The organism is Herbaspirillum sp. Sphag64 (genome assembly GCF_014192645.1).
In the GTDB taxonomy this organism is placed as follows: domain Bacteria; phylum Pseudomonadota; class Gammaproteobacteria; order Burkholderiales; family Burkholderiaceae_D; genus Herbaspirillum.
In genome coordinates, this window is record NZ_JACHYE010000001.1 from 387,181 (window position 1) to 407,524 (window position 20,344).

A 20,344-nucleotide genomic window follows, 5' to 3' on the forward strand; every position below is an offset into this window, starting at 1 on the left:
GTGCACCCCGCCAGCTTTACCATCAACGGCGACGATGATGACATCGCCGCATTGCGTGCGCGTCTGCTCGATCCAGACGATACCGTACGCCGCATTGCCATCCTCGATCTGATCGACCTTGCCGGCGACGCCCACGCGCCGCTGCTGGTGGCCGCGCTGCAGGATCGCAGCGCTGCTGTGCGACTGGAAGCAACCCGTGCACTGGAGGCGTTTGAAAGCGCCGACAGTGTGGCCGGACTGGTCACACTGCTGACCGATACCGATGCGGCCGTACGCGATGCTGCCGCCCATGCACTCAGTGAATTGAAAAACCCAGAGTCAGCGACACTGCTGCTGCCGCTGGCATGGGATGAACAGCCCTTTGTCCGGGTTGCGATTCTGCGAGCGCTGCGCGAACTACGCGTGCCGGATAGTCTGGAGCCGGCGCTGGCTGCATTGCTGCATAACGATGCAGCGGTACGTCGTGAGGCAATCTCGGTACTCGGTTATCTGAAACAGGAACGTGCCCTGGCCCCGATTACCCAACTGGCAGCCCACGATCCCGACCCAGAAGTGCGCCGTAGCGCAACGGGTGCGCTGGGTTTTGCCAGCGATGACAGTGTACTGCCGGCCTTACTGTCGGCCTTGCAGGATACAGTCTGGCAAGTAAGGGAAGAGGCGGCCACCACACTCGGCAAGCTGCGTCTGCCGACAGGCACCGGTGCGTTGATTACCGCGCTGAACGATCCTTACTGGCAAGTACGCCTACGTGCCGCGCGCAGTCTGGGACGATTGCGCAGCGCCGACGCTGTTGCACCATTGCTGGTGACGCTGCAGCATGCCATCAGCAATCTGCGCAAGGAAGCTGCGCTGGCGCTGGGCGAGATCGGTGACCCCACGGCTCTGCCAGCCTTGGAGCAGGCACAGCACGACGGCGATCCGGAGGTACGCAAGTCTGTACGACTGGCACTGGAACAAATCCAGCGTGCCCATTGAGCACCACACTAGCCGATGCCCACCCCAAGCAAACTCACTAACCAGATCAACAGCGGTCAGCTAACGATTGATTGGGATGACGGTACGCAGCAGGTGTTGTCCCATCTGCTGCTACGCAGTCATTGCCAATGCGCCGACTGCAAGAAATGGCAACGCGATGCCCGGCAAGCACTGGTTGTATCGCCTGAGATCAGGCTGACCGGGATCGAACCGGTCGGGCACTATGGCCTGCAATTGCATTTTAGCGATGGCCACAAGCGCGGTATATATCCGTGGCCTTATTTACGTGGGCTATCGGAAGTGCCAGAGCCAACTTGGGAGCGATAACCGTAGGCGCGATGATCGGGTGGCAGTTGCGGCCCTGCGCCAAATAACTTCTCGCGTAAGGTACCGGGCGTGTAGGCGGTCTTGTACGCACCGCGCCGCTGCAACTCCGGTACCAGCAGTTCCACGATGTTACGGAAGGTACGAGGTGCCTCAACAAAGGCTAGATTGAATCCGTCGATACGGGTCTCTTCCATCCACGCTTGCAGGGCATCGGCCACTTGTACCGGATCGCCAACCACGACGGCCCCACGCCCGCCAATGGCAACAAACTCGACTGCGTCGCGCACGGTCCAAGTGCGACTTGGATCAAGTTTGCTGAATGCGGCCAAAGCTGACTGACCGGCGTCGGTATCAACATAGCCCAAGGTGTCATCGGGCTGGTAGCGGGATAAATCGATGCCTGTCCAGCCAGATAGTAGTGTCTGTGCTCCGGAATAACTGGCGCGCGCCAGACTAGCCTGATAGCGCTCTTGCGCCAGCTCGGCAGTGGCTTCCACGATCACGGTAAACATGGCAAAGAAGCGCACGCTGTCGGCAGCCCGGCCGCTAGTCACCAACGCATTGCGTAAATCATCGACGCTACGTTTGAGCCCGTTACGAGTTGGTGCACCAACAAAGATGCATTCAGCGTGGTCGGCAGCGAATTGTTTACCACGCCGGGAGCCACCCGCCTGGAACAGGAGCGGTGTGCGTTGCGGTGATGGCTCGCATTGGTAGACGCCATGCGAACGGAAGACCCCCCCCTCATGGGCAATCGCATGGATTTTAGCTGGATCCGCGTAAATGCCCTTCTCAGCATCGCGCCGCACTGCGTCCTCTTCCCAGCTGTGCTGCCACAGCTTGTAGCACAGCGCCATGTAATCATCGGCGCGTTCGTAGCGGTCGTCATGCGCAATCTGCCGGTCCAGCCCGAGGCTGCGGGCACCGCTATCGAGGTAAGAAGTCACGATGTTCCAGGCGACCCGCCCCCCCGTGAGATGGTCAAGTGTGGTCAGGCGGCGCGCCAGCAGATAAGGTGGTTCGTAGGTGAGCGAGGCAGTAATGCCAAAACCAAGATGCTTAGTGACCTGCGACATGAGGGGGATTACCGGAAACGGATCATTCATCGGTACCTGTGCCGCAGTGCGCAAGGCGGCATCGGGCGAACCTTGATCAGTATCGTAGACCCCCAGCACATCGCCCAAAAACAGGCTGTCAAACAGACCCTGTTCCAGCAATTGTGCCAGTGCAGTCCAGTAACCAGGTTGTAAATAATGAGTGGCCTGATCCTCAGGCCCGGTCCATTGGCCCGGCGCCAGATGACCAACACAATTCATCAGAAAGGCATTGAAGCGGATTTCCTTGGCCATGACGGCTCCTCTCGGTGCTGTTATAGATTTTGCTGTGGTGGTTGCTGCGATGGCGATTTGAATCGATATTCACGAATCCAGCCTTGCGGCCGGAAGATCAGGATCAGAATCAGTACTAGCCCGATCAGGATCAGTCGCAGAGAAGCCAGTTGCGCCGCACTAAGCCAGCTGATGTAATCATTGAGAAAGCGAGTGCTTTCCAGCAGCAGAACCACCGTGAAGGTGCTCAGTAGCACACCCCGGTTACTGCCACGGCCACCAATGATGACTGCCATGAACGCGTAGGCAGTGATAATCGGGCCGAACTGGGTCGGGTCAATATACTGGTAATAAAAAGCATGCAGTGCCCCCGCCAACCCAATAGCTGCGCCACCGGCTGCAAACAGTTTGACGCGGAAAGCGAGGACGTTCTTGCCGAGTGTTGCGGCGACCAGCGGATCATCGCGTAAGGCCCGCGCCACGCGACCAAAGGGCGCACGGGAAATCAACTCCAGCAATACAAAGACCAGTGCCAGTGCCAATAGCGTCAAGACCAGAAACGCAGCCTCACTGTGTACCGGTCGGGCAATATCAGCAATGCCGAGGCTCCCTCGAGTCGCCCAGTCCTCGTGAATGATCAGTAGCTTCATACATTCCGCAAAACCCAGCGTCACAATTGCCAGATAGTCATCGGCCAGCCGAATTGAGATCAGACTCACCAGCGCGCTCGCCAGCGCGGTACCAATGATAGCTGCCAGCATGGCGCTCCAGGGATTGCTGCCGTAGTACACCAGAATCGCACACAGATATGCGCCCAGCATATAGAAGCCAAACAAGCCAAAGTTGACCATGCCGGACAAGCCCCATTGCAGATTGAGTGCCAGCGCCACGATACCCGCCAGTGACATGAGCACCAGAATGGAAAACAGATAGGAGTTCATTTACGCACCCAGGTAGAACCGAACAGGCCTGCAGGTCGTATCAGGAGCAGAATGCTCAAGACCAAAAAGGCAGCTATTGTCCGGTAATGCGGTGGCAGAATCAGCGTAGACAACTCGCCGACAACACCCATGATCAAGGCCCCGGCGACTGCCCCCATCGGTCGTGACAAGCCTCCCAGAATAGCGGCAGCAAAGACCGGCAACAAATAGTTCCAGCCCATCAGCGGGTCTAACGTGGTGTCAATGCCAATGAGCATGCCCGCTATCGCAGCAAGCGCACCCGATAAAATCCAGGTCAGCGTAACCACCCGCTGGCGCGAAATGCCACGTACCGACGCCAGTTCCGGGTTATCGGCAATTGCACGCATGGCGCGACCGAGCCGGGTATGACTAAAAATGAGCCAAATCAGTAGCAGCGCCAGCATACTGGCGCCCGCTGCGTGCAGCTGTTCAATATTAATGCGCAGACCGGCGATACGCAGTGGGCGGGCGGCCTCGATGGCATAGCTATAGGGCGAACTGCCTGCCAGTAGACGCACGCTGTTTTCCAGAATGAAAGAGACGCCCATCGACGCCACCAACAGCATCACGCCAGAGCGCTCACGCAGGAGACGAAACACCAGTACGTCAATCAGTACCGCAAGTGCTGCCGCGCAAAGTGCACCTGCCAAGGTAGCGAGTGGCAGGCCAAACCCCAGTACCACATTAAAAAAGAAAATCAGATACGCCCCTGCGGTGAGCATCGCACCAATCGCGAAATTGGCGAAGCGCAAGACACTGAAGGTCATCGCGAGCGCCAACGCTGGCAACGCCACCAGCAAACCCGTGACGAGGCCGTTCCAGAGCAGCTGCAACATCAGGATTTCCCCAGATAAAGCTGATGCAAATCAGGATCCCGGGCCAGCGCCGCGGCCGGACGGATCAACCTGACCTGGCCCGCCACCAGTAGCAAACCGGTATCGGCCGCTGCCAGTCCGAGCTTGACGTTTTGTTCGATCAGCAATAATGAAATACCGGTCTGCCGTATACGGGCAATACTCTCAAACATCAGCGCGGCATTTTTAGGTGAGAGTCCTGCCGAAGGTTCGTCGAGCACAAGTAGCGATGGCGTCTGCATTAATGCCGAGGCCATCGCTACCATCTGTCGCTGACCACCACTGAGCAAACCGGCACTCTTGCGCAAATGTGGACGGATTTCGGGGAATAGCAACAGCACCTGTTCGATGCGGTTGTCCACACTACTCCTGACGGCAGAAGTACGCCCCTGCAGAAATTCCCAGCCTAACCTGAGATTATCGAGTACAGACAAATTAAGAAAGACATTGTCTTCCTGCGGCACATAGGCCATTCCTGCACGAGCGCGTGCGGGGGCGTCGGCCTGACTGAGATCATGGGAGTCGAGCAGGATGCTGCCAGCATGAGGACGAAGCAATCCGACCACAGTTTTGAGTAACGTTGACTTGCCGGATCCGTTTGGTCCGATCACAGTCAATGCACCACCGGCTGGCAACTGCAGATCTACACCATGCAAAATCGTATTACCGCCATAGCCGGCTTGAATACCAAATAAAGTGAGTGTCGCGCCCATGTTTATTATCCAAGATACGCCTGCACTACACGGGCATCTGCCGTGACGGTCGCAAAGTCGCCGTGTGTGAGCACACAACCTTCGGCCAACACATAGACCGTGTCACACAGCGACGCAATCACATCCATATTGTGTTCGACGATAGCGATGGTGAGTCCTTCCTGACGTAGTTGCAAAATGAAACTGCACAGTTCTTCGATCAAGGCCGGACTCACGCCGGCGGCCGGTTCATCAAGTAACAGGATTGCCGGTGACAGCATCAAGGCACGCGCCAGTTCCAGCAGCTTTTTCTGACCGCCTGACAAGGCCCCCGCAGAATGATTGGCCAGGGCCGTCAGCCGCACTCGCGCCAGCAGTGCGTGTGCCCGCTCCAACGCCAAGGCTTCTGTCCGGCGCACCACAGCACGGCCGGCAAAGACACGCCAGAGCTGATCACCGGAGTGCGCAGGATGGGCCAGCAAGAGATTTTCGAGCACACTCAGACTGTCAAGCTCACGCACAATCTGAAACGTACGTACCAGCCCATGTCTGGCCCGTTGATGCATCGGCAGACGCGTGACATCGACGCTGCCGAGGTGGATCTGCCCGGCATCCGGTCGCATGCTCCCGGCCAGTAAATTGAACAGGCTAGATTTACCGGCCCCATTGGGACCGATGATTCCGGTGATCTGACCGGCAGGCACCGTCAGGGAAACCTGTTGCAATGCTTGGACACCACCAAACGACAGCGACAATTGCGCAGCCGAAAGTGCCACATCTGAGGTTGATGGAACTGACACTATTGCAGGATTTCAATCAGTTTGTTCTTGCCGTTCCTGATCGTGAAATGGCCATAGATGCGATTGATCTGTTCGCCGTTGGCAGCAAATTTGAAACTGGAACCAGCGCCACTGTAGGCAATCGCTTTGTGTGCGCGCAGAGCCTTGAGGCCAACCACAGGATCTTCCACGGTGACGCCGGGACCATTGACCACTCGCGGAATCGCTTTGGCGAATTGCTGTGGATCGGTACTACCGGCCTTTTCAATAGCCAGTGCCAGTACCGACACTTCATCCCAGGCATTGGAGGGAAAAATGGCAATAGCGTCCGGCGAGGTGCCAGTCACCCGTGCAAAGGTCTGATAGGCGCTCGATTCGCGTGGTGGAATCGACTGAATATGATCAATACCCTCAGAGACCTGCACACCCACATTCTTAATAAATGCACCTTCCGCATCGGCAGCCGAGGAATTGACGTAGATCTTGGCACTATAACCGCTGCGATAAATCTCGCGTGTGACCGCGGAGAGATCTGGCAGGTAGCTCGGAATGAACACGGCATCGGGCTTCTGCGAAAAGATTTTTTCTACCTCGGCACGATAAGAGGGCTGATTCGGGCTGTAATAAACGCTATCGATAATGCGGCCACCACCGGCCTTGAAAGTCTTGATGAACGGTTCCACCAGACTGGTCGTAAAGGGTGTCTGCAAGGCCAGCACCGAGGCAGTTTTAGCACCATCCTTCAATGCTGCCTTACCAAAAACTGCACCCCAGTCCTTACCGCTGGACTGAAAACGCCAGACCAATCCTTTATTGTCACCCTGGGTGACTTCATCCGCAGATCCGGAAACCAGCAAAGGAATACCGCGTTCGATCGCCAGCGGTTTGACCGCCATCGCTACCGCACTGCTCCACATACCGATCAGCGCCACGACTTTGGAGACATCAAGGAGCTTGCGCGCTGCGGCGACTCCAGCGGTGGGATTGCTCTCATCATCGGCCACCACGATCTCCAGCCGACGGCCACCCAACACACCACCAGCTTCTTTGTTGATGAATTCTACCGCCTTGAGGGCAGCATTGACCATCCCCTCGCCATAGGGACCACCACCACCGGTTAGCGGTGCCAGTAATCCGATACGGATCGGCTCACCGGCCGCATGCGCCAGCATGGGCAACCCAAGCACAGCGGTACCAGCAGTCAATAGTGTCAGAAAACCACGACGATCCAAAGCGCGGTGTTGAGAGGAAAAATCGATGGACATAGGCAAACTTTCTTGATGCACTAGGCAATATTGGCGTGCACATGCACGGCGCTTGTATCTTCGCCAACCTGCAGTGCCTGGTTGAACCGATTGAAAAATCCGCACAGGGAAATACGTAAGGTCAGTTCCACAATCTGATCCTCTGTGAAATGACTGCGCAGACGATCAAACAGCTTTTCGGGAATGCGCGCTGCCGACTGCGTGACCGCAATCGCATACTCCACGACCAGCTTGTCCACGGGCGTTAACTCCGGATGCCCCTGATAGTCGAGCAAATTCCTCGCACCCTGTTCGGAGATACCATCTACCTCCAGCCGGGGTGCATGATTATCGACGCAATACTGGCATTCGTTGAGCAGCGATACCACTACCACCGCCAGTTCAATATATCGATAGGAAATGTTTTCTCTGGCTTTCAACTCGCTCAGCATGCTGAATAAATGCAGTGCCGCTGGACGCACATGTGCCAGGATTGAGAACTGATCGGAGAACTGCGCGCCATCACCTGTGAATTGCTTGTACAGTTGCGCCAGCTCGACGTCAAAATCAGTGGGGGTCAGCTCGCTGATGCGGGGCATGAATCATCTCCAGTGAAGATAAGATATCAGGAGTGATATCAAGTGACAGGTATAAGAAGTCAAAATTATAGAGAGTGCGTCGAAAGATCGATATGAATAAAATCGACTATATAAATACCAAAATCACATAATCATACTTGCGGCCGGATACATTAAGGCGCATGCCCATCCACAGATACAATGCTGCAGCCAACGCAACCCTCCAGTGCCTGCTTGATAGCGACGTCAGTACTGGGACTCTTACTCACCCATTTCCAGTTCAGCGCTGGTAACATGGCAAAGGCCTTATGGTCGCCAGCATCCAGATAATCGAGAAAGCCGCTTTTACTCTTCGGATTCATATGCGGTGTGCAAGTCACACCCGCATCGTCATCAAAGGCGAACAATCGCTTCACATCCATCCTTACATTGTAGGGTGCCAAAGATATCCGACTGGGCCGTCGAAAATGGGCACACCTGATGCACTGACTGTAACCAATGTACCTTTCGCAGCGAACTAAACAGTAAGCGATCTTCAGGGCACTGAAGATCCCATCCGTCCTGAAAGGAACCTCAGATGAAACAGTCAATTGCCATCCTCGCTTCGACTGCCATGTTGTTTGGCTTAGCGGCTTCTGCCGATACGCTTGTCAGTGGTCCCCCAGCACCAGATTTTTCAGGAATCGACAACTGGATCAACTCCACACCGCTGAGCATGGCCCGCCTGAAGGGAAAAGTCGTACTGGTCGACTTCTGGACCTACACCTGCTTCAACTGCACAAACACATTGCCTTATGTAACGGCCTGGTATGAAAAGTACAAGTCGAAAGGTTTTTTGGTGGTCGGTGTACATACTCCGGAATTCGCATTTGAGCGCTCCACTGAAAACGTCACCAATGCCATGATGAAGTTCAACATACACTACCCCGTGGCGCAAGATAATCGGTACGTCACCTGGAATGCCTATCACAACCAATATTGGCCGGCAGTCTACCTGGTCAATAAAAAAGGCAATATTGTCTATTCCCATTTCGGAGAAGGCGATTATCAGGAAACTGAGGCCGCCATCCGAACCTTGCTGAGCGACGAGTAAAACCTTATCCATCGACTGATAGGGCTTTGTGATCAAGGGTGCTTTTGCCTGTAGTGGTTTGATGTACCAGGGACGGCTGGTTGAATCGTAGTCTGGCAGCACCTGTTCGGATGAAACATAGATTTTGTCTTGCTCACCCATGGTGGTGAGGGTCATACCAGCAGATTTTTTTAAATGTAGTGTCAGCCCCTGAGGATCCTGCGGCACTACTGAATCAGCGGCAACCGTGACCGCCAGTGCCTTGGCCGCAACCCATTCTGCCAAGGCACGATTATTACCAGTAATAATCGTATACAGATTGGCGCGGATGTCACTCCACCTCCGGTTATCAAGGTAACCGTGCAAACTTATCCCTTGGCCAGATCACTTGTTGAAGCAAATATCGGCATCGCGGTGGTCGACAATTTCACCGCAAATGCGGGGAACACAGGCAATGCAGACAAACAGATTCAGATTCGTCGCATGGACTTACCTGCGGTCAGCAAGATCTACGCTGTGACCAATCGGGCCAGGCCGGCACCGAAGTCGGCAGAATTTTTGCTGGAAGCGATCCGCAGATTACCTGCCTGATAACTGCATCACCCAATATCACTTGGAGTTATCCATCATGCAAACGATCATGGCGATGCTGCAAGGGCGCTTTGATGGTTTGCACCTCAGGCGTTCTTGAAGAGCTTCTCGCGTAATGCTACCAATTGATCACGGATGGCGCTCAATTCTCCTGGGTTGCATTCAGTCGCACAAAAGACTCCCTGATGGACCTTTTTGGCACGCTCCTGCAGGTCGCGTCCTTCTGAGGTCAGACTGATGATTACCTGGCGCTCATCATTTTTGGCACGCTCTCGCTGTAACAATCCCAATCCTTCCATGCGCTTGAGCAAAGGCGTGAGAGTCGCCGAATCCAAAAAGAGACGATCGCCAATTTCAGACACCGTCAATTCATCCTGCTCCCACAGAATCAACAGCACCAGATACTGCGGGTAAGTAACCCCAAGGCTGGTTAGCAACTTGCGATAGACCTTGTTCAGGCCCAGCATTGTGGAGTAAACCGCAAAGCAGAGTTGATCACCGAGCCGCAAAGACGTCGCGGATTTATTTGACGGAGAAGAAGTGTTTTTAGACATCGGCGCACTGTAATGTAGTTTGTTGATCATTGTAATCTGATAACTCTACGCATCTCGAACTGTCGCTCAGAAGTTCTTTCTGCCGTTGAAGCTGCAACAAGTCAAAGAAGAAAAACAGCGACCTGAGAACAAAGTCTCTGATCGGCCATGGATCCAACAAATAAATAGCTTGCAATTAAATAGTACACAATTTAAAATCCTTTCATCGACAAAGACATTGGTTACCTGACCTGACGGAATACATCACCTCGACGACCGAAAAATAGGAAACAGTTGCGGCAGCATGATTTACGACAACGCCTATCCACTCAGCCATCGCAGGACCGTACCCAAGTAACTTTTATGTCCCGCCCTTTAAATAGCGCGCTATTTAATAGCTCGATATATTTACCCGAAGCAGCCCCTTAAATCATTCACCAATACGAAGGAAATTGACATGAACCGCTATACCAAAATCGTAGCAGCAACCGTTATGGCGCTGGCCGCTCACAGCAGCATGGCCGCTGGCAGTTATGGCGTAGAACACAATACTCAGGCCTTCCTTGAAGTATTGGAAAAAGGTGGCGGCAAACCATTGGAAACACTGAGCCCGACAGAGGCCCGTCAAGTATTGATCGGTGCGCAGGCTGGCGCCAAGTTGCCTCCTGCTGATGTCAGCGAGAAGACGATCACGGCTGACGGCAAGACCATCAAGCTCAACATCGTCCGTCCGGTCGGTGCGAAAGGTAAATTGCCGGTATTCATTTTCGTCCACGGCGGCGGCTGGATTCTTGGCGACTTCCCGACCCACGAGCGCTTCGTCCGCGATCTGGTTGCAGAAACCGGTTTCGCTGCGGTGTTTGTGAACTACACACCATCGCCTGAAGCCCACTACCCTGTCGCTATCAATGAAATCTATGCAGCTACCAAGTGGGTCGCTGAGCACGGTGACGACATCAATGTCGATGGCAAGCGCCTGGCCGTTGTTGGCAACAGTGTTGGTGGTGACATGGCAACCGTCACCGCATTGATGGCCAAGGACAAGGGTGGACCGGTGATCAAATCACAGGTTCTGTTCTGGCCCGTGACCAACGCCAACTTCGAGGACGCTTCGTATGACCAGTTTGAACAAGGTCACTTTCTTACTCGTCCTTTGATGAAATGGTTCTGGGATGCCTACACCACCGACGTCAAGCAACGTCAGGAAATTTACGCCTCACCATTGCTGGCAACTACCGAGCAACTCAAGGGATTGCCACCAACATTGATCATCACCGCTGAAAAAGACGTGCTGCGCGATGAAGGCGAAGCGTATGCCCGCAAGCTCGATGCCGCGGGTGTTCCGGTGGTAAGCACACGTTACAACGGCATGATCCATGATTTCGGCTTGCTCAATGCACTGTCCGAAGTGCCGGCAACACGTGCCGCTTTGCATCAGGCTGCAGAAGAACTCAAGGCACGTTTGAAGTAAATTGTCATGCGAAATGATATCTGAATGTGCGTATAGCCAACTGCCACCGCAGCCGGAAAAAATTTCTTGTACCGGACTTGAATTAGGTTTTGGTGCCCCACATATTGAATCGTTCGCTACTTAATAGCAAGCAATGTTTTCCAGATGCATCGAAGTCTGTTCAACGTAGTACCCAACCCGTCTGGCAGCGCCATGCATAGTTGTCAGACGGAATACGTCAATTTATCACTGCTCAAAAAGAGCTGAATTTTTAAAGGAGTTTTACCATGAATGCCACAAAGATTACCGCCGCTGTTCTTCTCTTTGCCGCTGCTGGCGCTAGTTTTGCCGAAAACAAGTATCCACCAGAAACCAAGTTTGTATCGACCAAGACACGCGCAGAAGTGATTGAAGAATTGAAGCAAGCACGTGCCGAGGGCCTGATTGTCAATGGCAATAACTATCCAGTCTTTGTGGTACCACATAGCACACTGACTCGCGCTGAAGTCGTTTCGCAATTGAAGGGCCCTGTCAGGAACGACATTTACACTGGCGCATGATTGACCGTCAGTATCAAATATCAAGCTTCAATCTGCCGCATCAGTTACACCCGCCATCTTCCTTGGTCAGCCTGCCACAAAGGCAGTACCATGGTGGATGGCTTTGCACGTTCTGAATCGAAGTCAATAGAAAAGCCCGACGAATCCGCCGGGCCAAGGAGTGAATAAACAAAGCCGGGACTTCCACAAAAAACAATCACTACATCAGCGCTGAAGCAGCGATATCTACGAACATCAATCCCCCTTCTGCGCTACCAGCGTATCGACCTCTGCCTGCGGATCCCAACCGCCACCGAGTGCCTTGTAGGTCGCCACAGCGGCTCGTGCCAGATCGGTTTGCGCCTGCGCCCGCGCATCAGCAGCACGTAGCAGGGTTTCATCAGCATGCAACACGTCAATCAGACTGGCAGTACCATGCTCATAGGCGATAAAGGAAGTCTGACGCGCGTGCGACAGTGAGCCTTCGCCGCGTACCAGCGCTGCCGTTTGTGTTTGCGTGTTGATCAACGCCGAAAATGTATTCTCAACATCTTCAGCCGCATGCAGCACTGCCAGACGATACGACGCCAGCGCTTCAGCTTCCTGGCCATGTGCCTGGTCAATCTGCGCATTGATACGACCAAAGTCAAACAGTCTCCAACGCAACCCCAGAACACCCTGCGCCTGACTGGCGCCGGATGCAAACAAATTCGAAGCGGGCAATGTCGTTGCGCTACCCAATAATCCACTCAAGGAAAAATGCGGATAGTACTCGGCAATCGCTTGCCCAATGCGTGCATTGGCAGCGGCTACGCGTCGCTCGGCCACGATCAGATCAGGACGACGTTGCAGTAATTCAGCCGGTGAACCCATGTCCGTAATCTTGGGCGCCACAGGAATGCCCCTGGCATCAGCCAACTCTTGACGATGCGTACCGGGAGGTGTCCCTAGCATCACGTCAAGTGCATTCATTGCAGCAGCCAGAGCAGCCTGCAGCATCGGTACGCTGGCTTCAACTTGTGCCAGCGCCCCTTCAGTCTGATCAACCTGATACTGTGCAGCCAGTCCGCGCGTGTAGAGCAATTGCACTTTGGTCAGCAGTTCCTGTTGGGTCTTGACCTGGCGATGCGCAATATCGAGACGCTGTTGCAGCCCGCGAATGGCAATATATGTATCTGCCGTCTGTGCCGCCACAACTAATCGTGTCGCTGCCACATCCGCACGCGAGGCTTGATACTCAGCCTGTGCGGCCTCTTTGCCACGACGCAGTCCACCAAAAACATCAATTTCCCAGCTGGCGCCAAGGTCTGTCTCATAGGCATCACCCCAACGCTTATAGTCTGGCGTGGCATTGAGCAAACTCCCTATCGGTGTTTCGATTGATTGATGCGCACGCGCCGCCGAGCTTGTCACCGTACCTGACGGCAGCAAGGCTGCATTGGCAGCACTCAAACCCGCACGCGCCTGCCTCACACGGGCACTGGCCTGTACCAGATCCAGGTTTTGTTCCAATGCCAGCGAAACGTAACGTGCCAACAACGGATCTCCAAACTCGTTCCACCAGGCAACCACGTCTTTGGGGGCCAGGGTATCTCCTTGCGCCAGCGACTGCTGGCCGATGTAGTGGTCAGTTAACGGACTGGCTGGCCTTTGATAATCAGGACCCACAGCACATCCCGCCGCCAAGCTGGCAAACAGGACTGGACCAAGAATGCGACTAGAAAACATATGAATTCCCTCGATACAACAATTTACATGTGACTATAATAACAAGGAGTCACAAACTGTCAATGCAATTTAGGGAGGCGATTCCTCGCGATGATTACATCACCCACATTCACTGCACATCTGCGCGGCCCGACCGATCACGACGTGCGCACCCAGATCGTTACCGCGGCAACCGACTACTTCAGCCACTACGGCTACGAAAAAACAACAGTGTCGGATTTGGCAAAGTCAATTGGCTTTTCCAAAGCCTATATCTATAAGTTCTTCGACTCCAAACAAGCCATCGGAGAAGTCATTTGCGCCAATACCCTGGGCATGATCTTGCATGCCATAGACGATGCAATGAAAGATGCCAACACCGCCACAGAGCGCTTCCGCCGCATGTTCTCAACAGTTGTAGAGGCTGGATGTGAACTTTTCTTTCAGGACAGAAAACTTTACGACATGGCAGCGACAGCCGCCAGCGAACCCTGGCCATCGGTTTTTTCTTATGAAGAACACATCAAGAATCTGGTACTGAAGATTCTCAAGGAAGGAAGGGAATCGGGTGAGTTTGAGCGCAAAACTCCCCTCGACGAAACCACCAACGCGATCTATCTGGTGCTACATCCCTATGTCAATCCACTCTTGCTACAGCGCAACCTGGACCAGGCCAAGGCTGACACGAACCATCTTTCCAACCTCATTTTGCGCAGCTTAGCACCGTAAAACTACGCTTTACCAATGTGACTCTTGACTTATTTAGTCACAAGTTTGAGAATCCAATCCTTTCTTCTCCCCTTTGGAAGGACTCCCATGTCTCGGCACTCACTTGGTACGTATGCTCGTTATCTGTTGCCACTTGCCTTAACGGCATGTGGTGAAAAACCCGTCTCCGACCCGCGGACGGAGGCTCCCTTGGTAAAAATGGTTGCGGTGGTCAGCGCAGCGCCGCTGACGCAGTCATTTACCGGCATCATCGGCTCCCGGGTCCAAAGCGATCTGGGCTTCCGGGTCTCGGGCAAGGTGCTGCAACGATTGGTGGATACCGGCGAAAGCGTCAAGCGCGGTCAATTGTTGGTGCGCATTGACCCCATTGACCTAGGCCTCGAAGCCAATGCCCGCACCGAAGCTGTCGCTGCGGCAAGAGCGCATGCTAAACAAGCCATCGCCGATGAAGTGCGCTATCGCGATCTGGTCGCGGCCGGCGCAGTATCCGCATCCGCCTACGATCAAATCAAGGCGACCGCCGATTCGGCCAAAGCAGAATTGAATGCTGCCCAAGCACAAGCCGACGTCGCCAGAAATGCCACCAATTACACTGAGTTGATGGCCGATTCGGATGGCGTGGTCGTCGAGACACTGGCCGAACCAGGTCAGGTGGTCAGTGCCGGACAGGTGGTCGTGCGGCTGGCCCATGCCGGTCCACGCGAGGCTGTCATCCAGTTGCCAGAAACTCTGCGTCCGACGATTGGCTCTCAAGCTACTGCCACCTTATATGGTCAAGACAAGGCAGACAACAGCGCCAAACTCAGGCAACTCTCAGATGCAGCAGACCGTTTGACCCGAACCTATGAAGCACGCTACGTGCTCAATAGCACACTAGCCAACGCACCACTTGGTGCAACGGTAACCGTCACGCTGGCAGATAAGCGCACAGGTAATGCCACTGGTGTGCAAGTGCCATCGAGTGCCGTGTTCGACGCTGGCAAGGAGAGCGGCGTATGGGTATTGAACGGCAGTCCTGCCAAAGTGAGCTGGCGCCCGGTGCACGTGCTCAACATCACCGATGAAGCAGCGCGCGTGGATGGCAATCTGCAAACGGGAGAGCAAATCGTCGCGCTGGGAGCGCATCTGCTGCATGAAGGTGAGCTGGTACGCATTCAAGCTGCACCTGCACTAGCCCTCCCCGCGGGTACCGAGGGAGAGAAAAAATGATTGGCTTCAATTTATCAGCGTTGGCGGTGCGTGAACGCTCCGTCACGCTCTTTCTGATCATCCTGATTTCGATTGCCGGGATCCTGGCATTTTTCAAGCTGGGCCGAGCTGAAGATCCGCCGTTCACAGTCAAGACCATGACGGTCGTGACTGCCTGGCCTGGCGCAACGCCGCAGGAAATGCAGGATCAGGTCGCCGAGCCTCTGGAAAAGCGGATGCAGGAGTTGCAGTACTACGACCGCACCGAAACCTACACTCGCCCCGGCCTGGCCTTTACCACCGTGACACTGCTCGACAGTACGCCCCCCTCTGCAGTACCCGAACAGTTTTACCAAGCCCGTAAAAAACTGCATGATGCAGCCTCGGATCTGCCTAGTGGTGTCATCGGCCCTTTCGTCAACGATGAATTTTCAGATGTGACGTTTGCTTTGTATGCACTCAAAGCCAAAGGTAAGGCGGAGCGCCTGTTGGTGCGTGATGCCGAAGTACTCCGGCAGCGCTTGCTGCATGTGCCCGGCGTCAAAAAAATCAACATCATTGGTGAACAGGCTGAGCACATCTTCGTCTCTTTCTCACACGATCGTCTGGCTACCATGGGCGTAGCGCCACAAGAAATCTTCGCCGCCCTCAATTCCCAGAACGTGCTGACACCAGCCGGCTCGATCAATACCAAGGGATCGCAAGTCTTTGTCCGCCTCGATGGTTCTTTCGACAATCTGCAAAAGATTCGCGATACCCCGATCGTGGTACAAGGCCGTACCCTGAAGCTCTCAGATGTGGCGACGGTCGAACGCGGCTATGAAGATCCGGCCACCTTCGAAGTTCGTAACAATGGAGAACCAGCCTTGCTGCTGGGAATTGTCATGCGTGATGGCTGGAATGGACTGGATCTGGGTAAAGCCCTCGACGCTGAAGTAACCGCCATCAACAAAGATCTGCCATTGGGCGCAAGTTTAACCAAGGTAACCGATCAGGCGGTCAATATTGCGTCGGCAGTCAATGAATTCATGGTTAAGTTCGTCGTTGCCTTGCTGGTGGTGATGGTGGTCTGCTTCCTCAGTATGGGATGGCGTGTCGGTTTGGTGGTCGCCGCAGCAGTGCCGCTCACGCTGGCGGCGGTATTTATTGTCATGGCGGCGACTGGCAAGAACTTCGACCGGATTACCCTTGGTTCGCTGATCCTGGCACTGGGCTTACTGGTTGACGATGCCATTATTGCGATTGAAATGATGGTGGTCAAAATGGAAGAAGGCTATAGCCGTGCGCATGCATCGGCCTACGCCTGGAGCCATACTGCTGCACCAATGCTCTCTGGCACGTTGGTGACGGCAATTGGCTTCATGCCAAACGGCTTTGCCAAATCAACCGCGGGTGAATATACCAGCAACATGTTCTGGATCGTTGGTATCGCCTTGATTACGTCATGGGTTGTGGCTGTGGTGTTCACCCCGTATCTGGGTGTCAAGCTGTTGCCCAATATTGCCAAGGTAGAAGGTGGTCACCACGCCATCTACGACACACCCAACTACAATCGCTTCCGCCGTCTGTTGGGTGCGGTGATCCGTCGTAAGTGGCTGGTTGCATCGATCGTTATTGGCACCTTCCTGCTCGCCGGCGTTGGGATGAGCGTCGTGAAAAAGCAATTCTTCCCGACCTCAGACCGCCCGGAAGTGCTAGTCGAAGTCCAGATGCCTTATGGCACCTCGATTGAGCAGACCAAAGCTGCAACCATCAAGCTCGAACAATGGCTGGCTAAGCAAAAGGAAGCCAAGATCGTCACCTCCTATATTGGACAAGGTGCGCCACGCTTCTATCTGGCGATGTCGCCGGAATTGCCTGATCCGTCGTTTGCCAAAATGGTGATCCGTACCGACAACGAGACAGAACGCGAAGCGCTTAAGATCCGTATGCGTGAAGCGGTCGCCAATGGTCTGGCGCCGGAAGCACAGGTGCGTGTCACGCAGCTGGTGTTTGGTCCTTACTCGCCCTATCCGGTGGCATTCCGCTTGTCTGGTCCAGATCCTACGAAACTGCGCACCATCGCTGATCAGGTCAAGAGCGTCATGCGTGCCAGCCCGATGATGCGCACTGTGAATACCGACTGGGGCTCGCGTGTACCAACCTTGCACTTCACGTTGAATCAGGATCGCCTGCAAGCCGTTGGTTTGACTTCCAGCAGCGTGGCGCAGCAATTGCAGTTTTTGCTCAACGGTATTCCGGTGACATCGGTACGTGAAGATATCCGCTCAGTACAAGTCTACGTGCGCTCTGCTGGTGAGACTCGGCTGGATCCTGCCAAGATCAGTGGATTCACACTGGTGGGTGCAGCGGGCCAGCGGATTCCCCTGTCGCAAGTGGGTACGGTAGAAATCCGCCCCGAAGAACCGGTGCTGCGCCGCCGCGACCGGTTGCCAACCATCACCATCCGTGGCGATATTGATGAAGCGCTGCAGCCGCCGGATGTCTCGAATGCGATCACGGCGCAACTGCAACCGATCATCAACAGCCTGCCTGCTGGCTACCGGCTCGAGGTGGCTGGTTCAATTGAAGAATCTGGCAAGGCCAACGCGGCGCTGTTACCGTTGTTCCCGATCATGCTGGCACTGACGCTGTTGATCATCATCTTCCAGGTACGCTCAATGGCGTCGATGGTGATGGTGTTCCTGACTAGCCCGTTAGGGCTCATTGGTGTGGTACCAACCTTGATTTTGTTCAAGGAACCGTTTGGTATCAATGCCCTGGTGGGTCTGGTCGCACTATCCGGGATACTGATGCGCAACACCTTGATCCTGATCGGACAGATTGAGTTCAATCTCTCGGAAGGTCTGGCCCCCTTCAATGCCGTGATCGAAGCCACAGTACAACGTTCACGGCCAGTGATTCTGACCGCACTGGCAGCCATGCTGGCGTTCATTCCACTGACGCATTCGGTGTTCTGGGGCACCCTGGCCTACACGCTCATTGGCGGTACCTTTGCAGGTACGATCATAACCTTGGTATTCCTGCCGGCAATGTATTCGATCTGGTTCAAGATCAAACCTGGTAGTACACATGTCCCACCGGAGCTAGTGCAACCAGTCTAAATCATCATCATTGCACTGCTACCGCAGCGTCCGTACCCGAACAGGACGGACGCTGCAGATTTTTACCGTTAAGTGTGGAAACAGGTTTAAGGTTTGTCGGCGTGATGCCAATGACTATGCAGTTTTTGTTACTGCTGAATGAAAAGACTGTCGGTAATGCTGGGGACTGACGCCCAAGGACCGCATGAACGCGTTGCGCATTCTGTTGGTATCACCAAACCCACAAGCATAAGCCACAGCCTTGACAGGTGCATCACTATTTTCGAGTTGCGCACGCGCTGCGTCGATCCGTGCGCGCTGCACGAACTCCGCTGGAGTCATCCCGACTTCCTTAGCAAAGCTACGTGAAAAACTCCTGACGCTCATGTTCGCCACCAAGGCAAGATCTGTCACCGAGAGCGTGTGCTGCAAATTGGATAATACGTGGCGCTGCGCCTCAGCGATCGGAGAGGTCGAGTCTGCAAACGAGGTCAGATAGGGACTGAACTGGGACTGACCGCCGGCACGCTGCATCACCACCACCAATCGTTTGGCGACATTGAGTGCCACTTCTGCGCCCTTATCCTCACGTAACAGATGCAACGCCAGATCGATACCCGCAGTCACACCTGCCGATGTGTACAGTGCGCCATCCTGAACATAAATCCGGTCAGCCTCGACTTCGCTCTTCGCACATAAAGCGGACAGGGCTTCCGCATAGTTCCAGTGCGTTGTGACCTTACGATTATCAAGCAGTCCGGCTCGGCCGAGAATGAAAGCGCCACTGCAAATCGAGCCATATCGCCGTGCCCTGGAGCAGGCATCGCGCAACCACGCATACACCGATTCATCGAATTGCCGATTGACCAGCTCCGGCCCACCTGCGACCAGCAATAGATCAAAGCTGAGGTCCGGGTCTGTCCAGGTGGTATCCGTCATCAACCGCATGGAATTTGAGCATGAGATTTTTGGCTCTTCAAGACTGATCGTCGTCAGCTCATAGCGGTCACTGGACACCAGAAAGCGGTTTGCTTCGGCAAATACGTCCATTGGACCCGATATATCGAGAGATTGGACTCCATTGAACACAACGATTGCAACCGACGTCATCGCCACCCTTCCCCTTTAGAAATTGCCGGAATACGAAAGATCATCCTGGATGACTTTTTCGATAAACACGAAGTGGGTTTTACGACTGTACTACTTGCTTGGCCCGACGTTCTAGCAACTCGCTGATGCTACGTTTGACCTTTTCTCCGGCTGCCGGACCAGGGCCGATCACGTGACTTTTAGGTGTAATTGGCTGGCCTGTATTGGCATCGACCATGATGGGCTCAGCTCTTTCTCCCGTTTCGACATTGAACAGGACGACACTCTCCCCTTCAGGAGAAAAATGCTTGTTGCCCCAGTTGAGCAAAGCCAGCAAAACTGGACGAAAATCCCTGCCACGTGGTGTCAGATGATATTCAAAACGCGGTGGTCGCTCGGAATATTGTACTTTTTCCAGCAATCCCTCTTCGACCAGACCAGAGAGACGACGCGTGAGAATATTGGGAGCAATCTCCAGATGCTTTTGAAATTCATCAAAACGGCTCAACCCATAAAACGCATCGCGCAAAATAAGGATGCTCCACCATTCTCCGACACGATCCAGCGAACGGGCAATCGGACATTGTTTATCCTCAAAACTCTTACGTTGCATGATGCACTCTC

21 protein-coding genes are annotated in these 20,344 nt (G+C 54.3%); 9 read left to right on the forward strand and 12 right to left on the reverse strand.

Annotated elements, in window-relative coordinates; translation table 11 throughout:
* Both FHW66_RS01775 and FHW66_RS01780 read left to right on the forward strand, forming a co-directional pair.
* Positions 1 to 975, forward strand: a complete 975-nt coding sequence (locus tag FHW66_RS01775) for a HEAT repeat domain-containing protein (RefSeq protein ID WP_183378627.1) — start codon at positions 1 to 3, stop codon at positions 973 to 975.
* Positions 976 to 990: 15 nt separating this feature from the next.
* Positions 991 to 1,302 (forward strand): DUF971 domain-containing protein, encoded by a 312-nt coding sequence (locus tag FHW66_RS01780; RefSeq protein WP_183377989.1) that lies wholly within the window; start codon positions 991 to 993, stop codon positions 1,300 to 1,302.
* Here the strand turns inward: FHW66_RS01780 and FHW66_RS01785 are convergent.
* From FHW66_RS01785 to FHW66_RS01820, 8 genes are all read right to left on the reverse strand, one after another.
* Positions 1,254 to 2,651 (reverse strand): LLM class flavin-dependent oxidoreductase, encoded by a 1,398-nt coding sequence (locus FHW66_RS01785; RefSeq protein ID WP_183377990.1) that lies wholly within the window; start codon positions 2,649 to 2,651, stop codon positions 1,254 to 1,256. The two genes, FHW66_RS01780 and FHW66_RS01785, sit on opposite strands and share 49 nt — an antisense overlap.
* A 20-nt stretch (positions 2,652 to 2,671) precedes the next feature.
* The gene (locus FHW66_RS01790; RefSeq protein WP_183377991.1) at positions 2,672 to 3,571 is read right to left on the reverse strand and encodes a branched-chain amino acid ABC transporter permease; all 900 of its coding nucleotides are present in this window, start codon (positions 3,569 to 3,571) and stop codon (positions 2,672 to 2,674) included.
* Positions 3,568 to 4,428 (reverse strand): branched-chain amino acid ABC transporter permease, encoded by an 861-nt coding sequence (locus FHW66_RS01795; RefSeq protein ID WP_183377992.1) that lies wholly within the window; start codon positions 4,426 to 4,428, stop codon positions 3,568 to 3,570. The genes FHW66_RS01790 and FHW66_RS01795 overlap by 4 nt, the downstream gene beginning before the upstream one ends.
* Complete coding sequence (locus FHW66_RS01800; RefSeq protein WP_183377993.1) at positions 4,428 to 5,159, reverse strand: ABC transporter ATP-binding protein; 732 nt, start codon at positions 5,157 to 5,159, stop codon at positions 4,428 to 4,430. Before FHW66_RS01800 ends, FHW66_RS01795 begins: the two co-directional genes overlap by 1 nt.
* 5 nt (positions 5,160 to 5,164) lie before the next feature.
* Positions 5,165 to 5,938 carry an ABC transporter ATP-binding protein gene (locus FHW66_RS01805; protein WP_370543415.1) on the reverse strand — a complete coding sequence of 258 codons (774 nt, stop codon included), beginning with the start codon at positions 5,936 to 5,938 and terminating at the stop codon, positions 5,165 to 5,167.
* Positions 5,938 to 7,182 carry an ABC transporter substrate-binding protein gene (locus FHW66_RS01810; RefSeq protein ID WP_183377994.1) on the reverse strand — a complete coding sequence of 415 codons (1,245 nt, stop codon included), beginning with the start codon at positions 7,180 to 7,182 and terminating at the stop codon, positions 5,938 to 5,940. The genes FHW66_RS01805 and FHW66_RS01810 overlap by 1 nt, the downstream gene beginning before the upstream one ends.
* 20 nt (positions 7,183 to 7,202) lie before the next feature.
* Positions 7,203 to 7,760, reverse strand: a complete 558-nt coding sequence (locus tag FHW66_RS01815; protein ID WP_183377995.1) for a carboxymuconolactone decarboxylase family protein — start codon at positions 7,758 to 7,760, stop codon at positions 7,203 to 7,205.
* 152 nt (positions 7,761 to 7,912) lie between these two features.
* Positions 7,913 to 8,155: a hypothetical protein gene (locus tag FHW66_RS01820; protein ID WP_183377996.1), complete on the reverse strand. Its 243-nt coding sequence runs from the start codon at positions 8,153 to 8,155 to the stop codon at positions 7,913 to 7,915.
* Between the two features lie 161 nt (positions 8,156 to 8,316).
* Here FHW66_RS01820 and FHW66_RS01825 point away from each other — a divergent pair, with 161 nt between their 5' ends.
* Both FHW66_RS01825 and FHW66_RS01830 read left to right on the forward strand, forming a co-directional pair.
* Positions 8,317 to 8,832: a redoxin family protein gene (locus FHW66_RS01825; RefSeq protein WP_183377997.1), complete on the forward strand. Its 516-nt coding sequence runs from the start codon at positions 8,317 to 8,319 to the stop codon at positions 8,830 to 8,832.
* A gap of 339 nt (positions 8,833 to 9,171) precedes the next feature.
* Entirely contained in the window at positions 9,172 to 9,402 is a 231-nt protein-coding gene (locus FHW66_RS01830) for a hypothetical protein (protein ID WP_183385578.1), read from the forward strand.
* Between the two features lie 86 nt (positions 9,403 to 9,488).
* On the opposite strand, the gene FHW66_RS01835 is transcribed toward FHW66_RS01830, so the two are convergent.
* On the reverse strand, positions 9,489 to 9,956 hold the full coding sequence (locus FHW66_RS01835; protein ID WP_183377999.1) for a MarR family winged helix-turn-helix transcriptional regulator: 468 nt from the start codon (positions 9,954 to 9,956) through the stop codon (positions 9,489 to 9,491).
* 436 nt (positions 9,957 to 10,392) lie between these two features.
* Here FHW66_RS01835 and FHW66_RS01840 point away from each other — a divergent pair, with 436 nt between their 5' ends.
* Both FHW66_RS01840 and FHW66_RS01845 read left to right on the forward strand, forming a co-directional pair.
* Complete coding sequence (locus FHW66_RS01840; protein WP_183378000.1) at positions 10,393 to 11,406, forward strand: alpha/beta hydrolase; 1,014 nt, start codon at positions 10,393 to 10,395, stop codon at positions 11,404 to 11,406.
* A 266-nt stretch (positions 11,407 to 11,672) separates the two neighbouring features.
* On the forward strand, positions 11,673 to 11,945 hold the full coding sequence (locus FHW66_RS01845) for a DUF4148 domain-containing protein (protein ID WP_183378001.1): 273 nt from the start codon (positions 11,673 to 11,675) through the stop codon (positions 11,943 to 11,945).
* Between the two features lie 234 nt (positions 11,946 to 12,179).
* On the opposite strand, the gene FHW66_RS01850 is transcribed toward FHW66_RS01845, so the two are convergent.
* The gene (locus tag FHW66_RS01850) at positions 12,180 to 13,652 is read right to left on the reverse strand and encodes an efflux transporter outer membrane subunit (RefSeq protein WP_183378002.1); all 1,473 of its coding nucleotides are present in this window, start codon (positions 13,650 to 13,652) and stop codon (positions 12,180 to 12,182) included.
* A gap of 90 nt (positions 13,653 to 13,742) precedes the next feature.
* On the opposite strand from FHW66_RS01850, the gene FHW66_RS01855 reads away from it, so the two are divergent.
* The 3 genes from FHW66_RS01855 (at position 13,743) to FHW66_RS01865 (ending at position 18,652) form a co-directional block, all read left to right on the forward strand.
* Positions 13,743 to 14,360, forward strand: a complete 618-nt coding sequence (locus FHW66_RS01855) for a TetR/AcrR family transcriptional regulator (RefSeq protein WP_183378003.1) — start codon at positions 13,743 to 13,745, stop codon at positions 14,358 to 14,360.
* 87 nt (positions 14,361 to 14,447) lie between these two features.
* The gene (locus FHW66_RS01860; protein ID WP_183378004.1) at positions 14,448 to 15,569 is read left to right on the forward strand and encodes an efflux RND transporter periplasmic adaptor subunit; all 1,122 of its coding nucleotides are present in this window, start codon (positions 14,448 to 14,450) and stop codon (positions 15,567 to 15,569) included.
* Positions 15,566 to 18,652 (forward strand): efflux RND transporter permease subunit, encoded by a 3,087-nt coding sequence (locus FHW66_RS01865; protein ID WP_183378005.1) that lies wholly within the window; start codon positions 15,566 to 15,568, stop codon positions 18,650 to 18,652. Before FHW66_RS01860 ends, FHW66_RS01865 begins: the two co-directional genes overlap by 4 nt.
* Positions 18,653 to 18,766: 114 nt before the next feature.
* Here the strand turns inward: FHW66_RS01865 and FHW66_RS01870 are convergent, their stop codons facing one another.
* Together FHW66_RS01870 and FHW66_RS01875 are read right to left on the reverse strand one after the other, a co-directional pair.
* Complete coding sequence (locus tag FHW66_RS01870; protein ID WP_183378006.1) at positions 18,767 to 19,741, reverse strand: GlxA family transcriptional regulator; 975 nt, start codon at positions 19,739 to 19,741, stop codon at positions 18,767 to 18,769.
* Positions 19,742 to 19,820: 79 nt separating this feature from the next.
* Positions 19,821 to 20,333, reverse strand: coding sequence for a helix-turn-helix domain-containing protein (locus FHW66_RS01875; protein ID WP_183378007.1), 513 nt, complete (start codon positions 20,331 to 20,333; stop codon positions 19,821 to 19,823).
* Positions 20,334 to 20,344: the final 11 nt, after the last annotated feature.

Bases quoted from the DNA above. Each gene is read 5' to 3' on its own strand.
- FHW66_RS01780 (WP_183377989.1), top strand. From the start codon at position 991: ATGCCCACCCCAAGCAAACTCACTAACCAGATCAACAGCGGTCAGCTA.
- FHW66_RS01785 (WP_183377990.1), bottom strand. From the start codon at position 2,651: ATGGCCAAGGAAATCCGCTTCAATGCCTTTCTGATGAATTGTGTTGGT.
- FHW66_RS01790 (WP_183377991.1), bottom strand. From the start codon at position 3,571: ATGAACTCCTATCTGTTTTCCATTCTGGTGCTCATGTCACTGGCGGGT.
- FHW66_RS01795 (WP_183377992.1), bottom strand. From the start codon at position 4,428: ATGTTGCAGCTGCTCTGGAACGGCCTCGTCACGGGTTTGCTGGTGGCG.
- FHW66_RS01800 (WP_183377993.1), bottom strand. From the start codon at position 5,159: ATGGGCGCGACACTCACTTTATTTGGTATTCAAGCCGGCTATGGCGGT.
- FHW66_RS01810 (WP_183377994.1), bottom strand. From the start codon at position 7,182: ATGTCCATCGATTTTTCCTCTCAACACCGCGCTTTGGATCGTCGTGGT.
- FHW66_RS01815 (WP_183377995.1), bottom strand. From the start codon at position 7,760: ATGCCCCGCATCAGCGAGCTGACCCCCACTGATTTTGACGTCGAGCTG.
- FHW66_RS01825 (WP_183377997.1), top strand. From the start codon at position 8,317: ATGAAACAGTCAATTGCCATCCTCGCTTCGACTGCCATGTTGTTTGGC.
- FHW66_RS01835 (WP_183377999.1), bottom strand. From the start codon at position 9,956: ATGTCTAAAAACACTTCTTCTCCGTCAAATAAATCCGCGACGTCTTTG.
- FHW66_RS01840 (WP_183378000.1), top strand. From the start codon at position 10,393: ATGAACCGCTATACCAAAATCGTAGCAGCAACCGTTATGGCGCTGGCC.
- FHW66_RS01845 (WP_183378001.1), top strand. From the start codon at position 11,673: ATGAATGCCACAAAGATTACCGCCGCTGTTCTTCTCTTTGCCGCTGCT.
- FHW66_RS01850 (WP_183378002.1), bottom strand. From the start codon at position 13,652: ATGTTTTCTAGTCGCATTCTTGGTCCAGTCCTGTTTGCCAGCTTGGCG.
- FHW66_RS01855 (WP_183378003.1), top strand. From the start codon at position 13,743: ATGATTACATCACCCACATTCACTGCACATCTGCGCGGCCCGACCGAT.
- FHW66_RS01860 (WP_183378004.1), top strand. From the start codon at position 14,448: ATGTCTCGGCACTCACTTGGTACGTATGCTCGTTATCTGTTGCCACTT.
- FHW66_RS01865 (WP_183378005.1), top strand. From the start codon at position 15,566: ATGATTGGCTTCAATTTATCAGCGTTGGCGGTGCGTGAACGCTCCGTC.
- FHW66_RS01870 (WP_183378006.1), bottom strand. From the start codon at position 19,741: ATGACGTCGGTTGCAATCGTTGTGTTCAATGGAGTCCAATCTCTCGAT.
- FHW66_RS01875 (WP_183378007.1), bottom strand. From the start codon at position 20,333: ATGCAACGTAAGAGTTTTGAGGATAAACAATGTCCGATTGCCCGTTCG.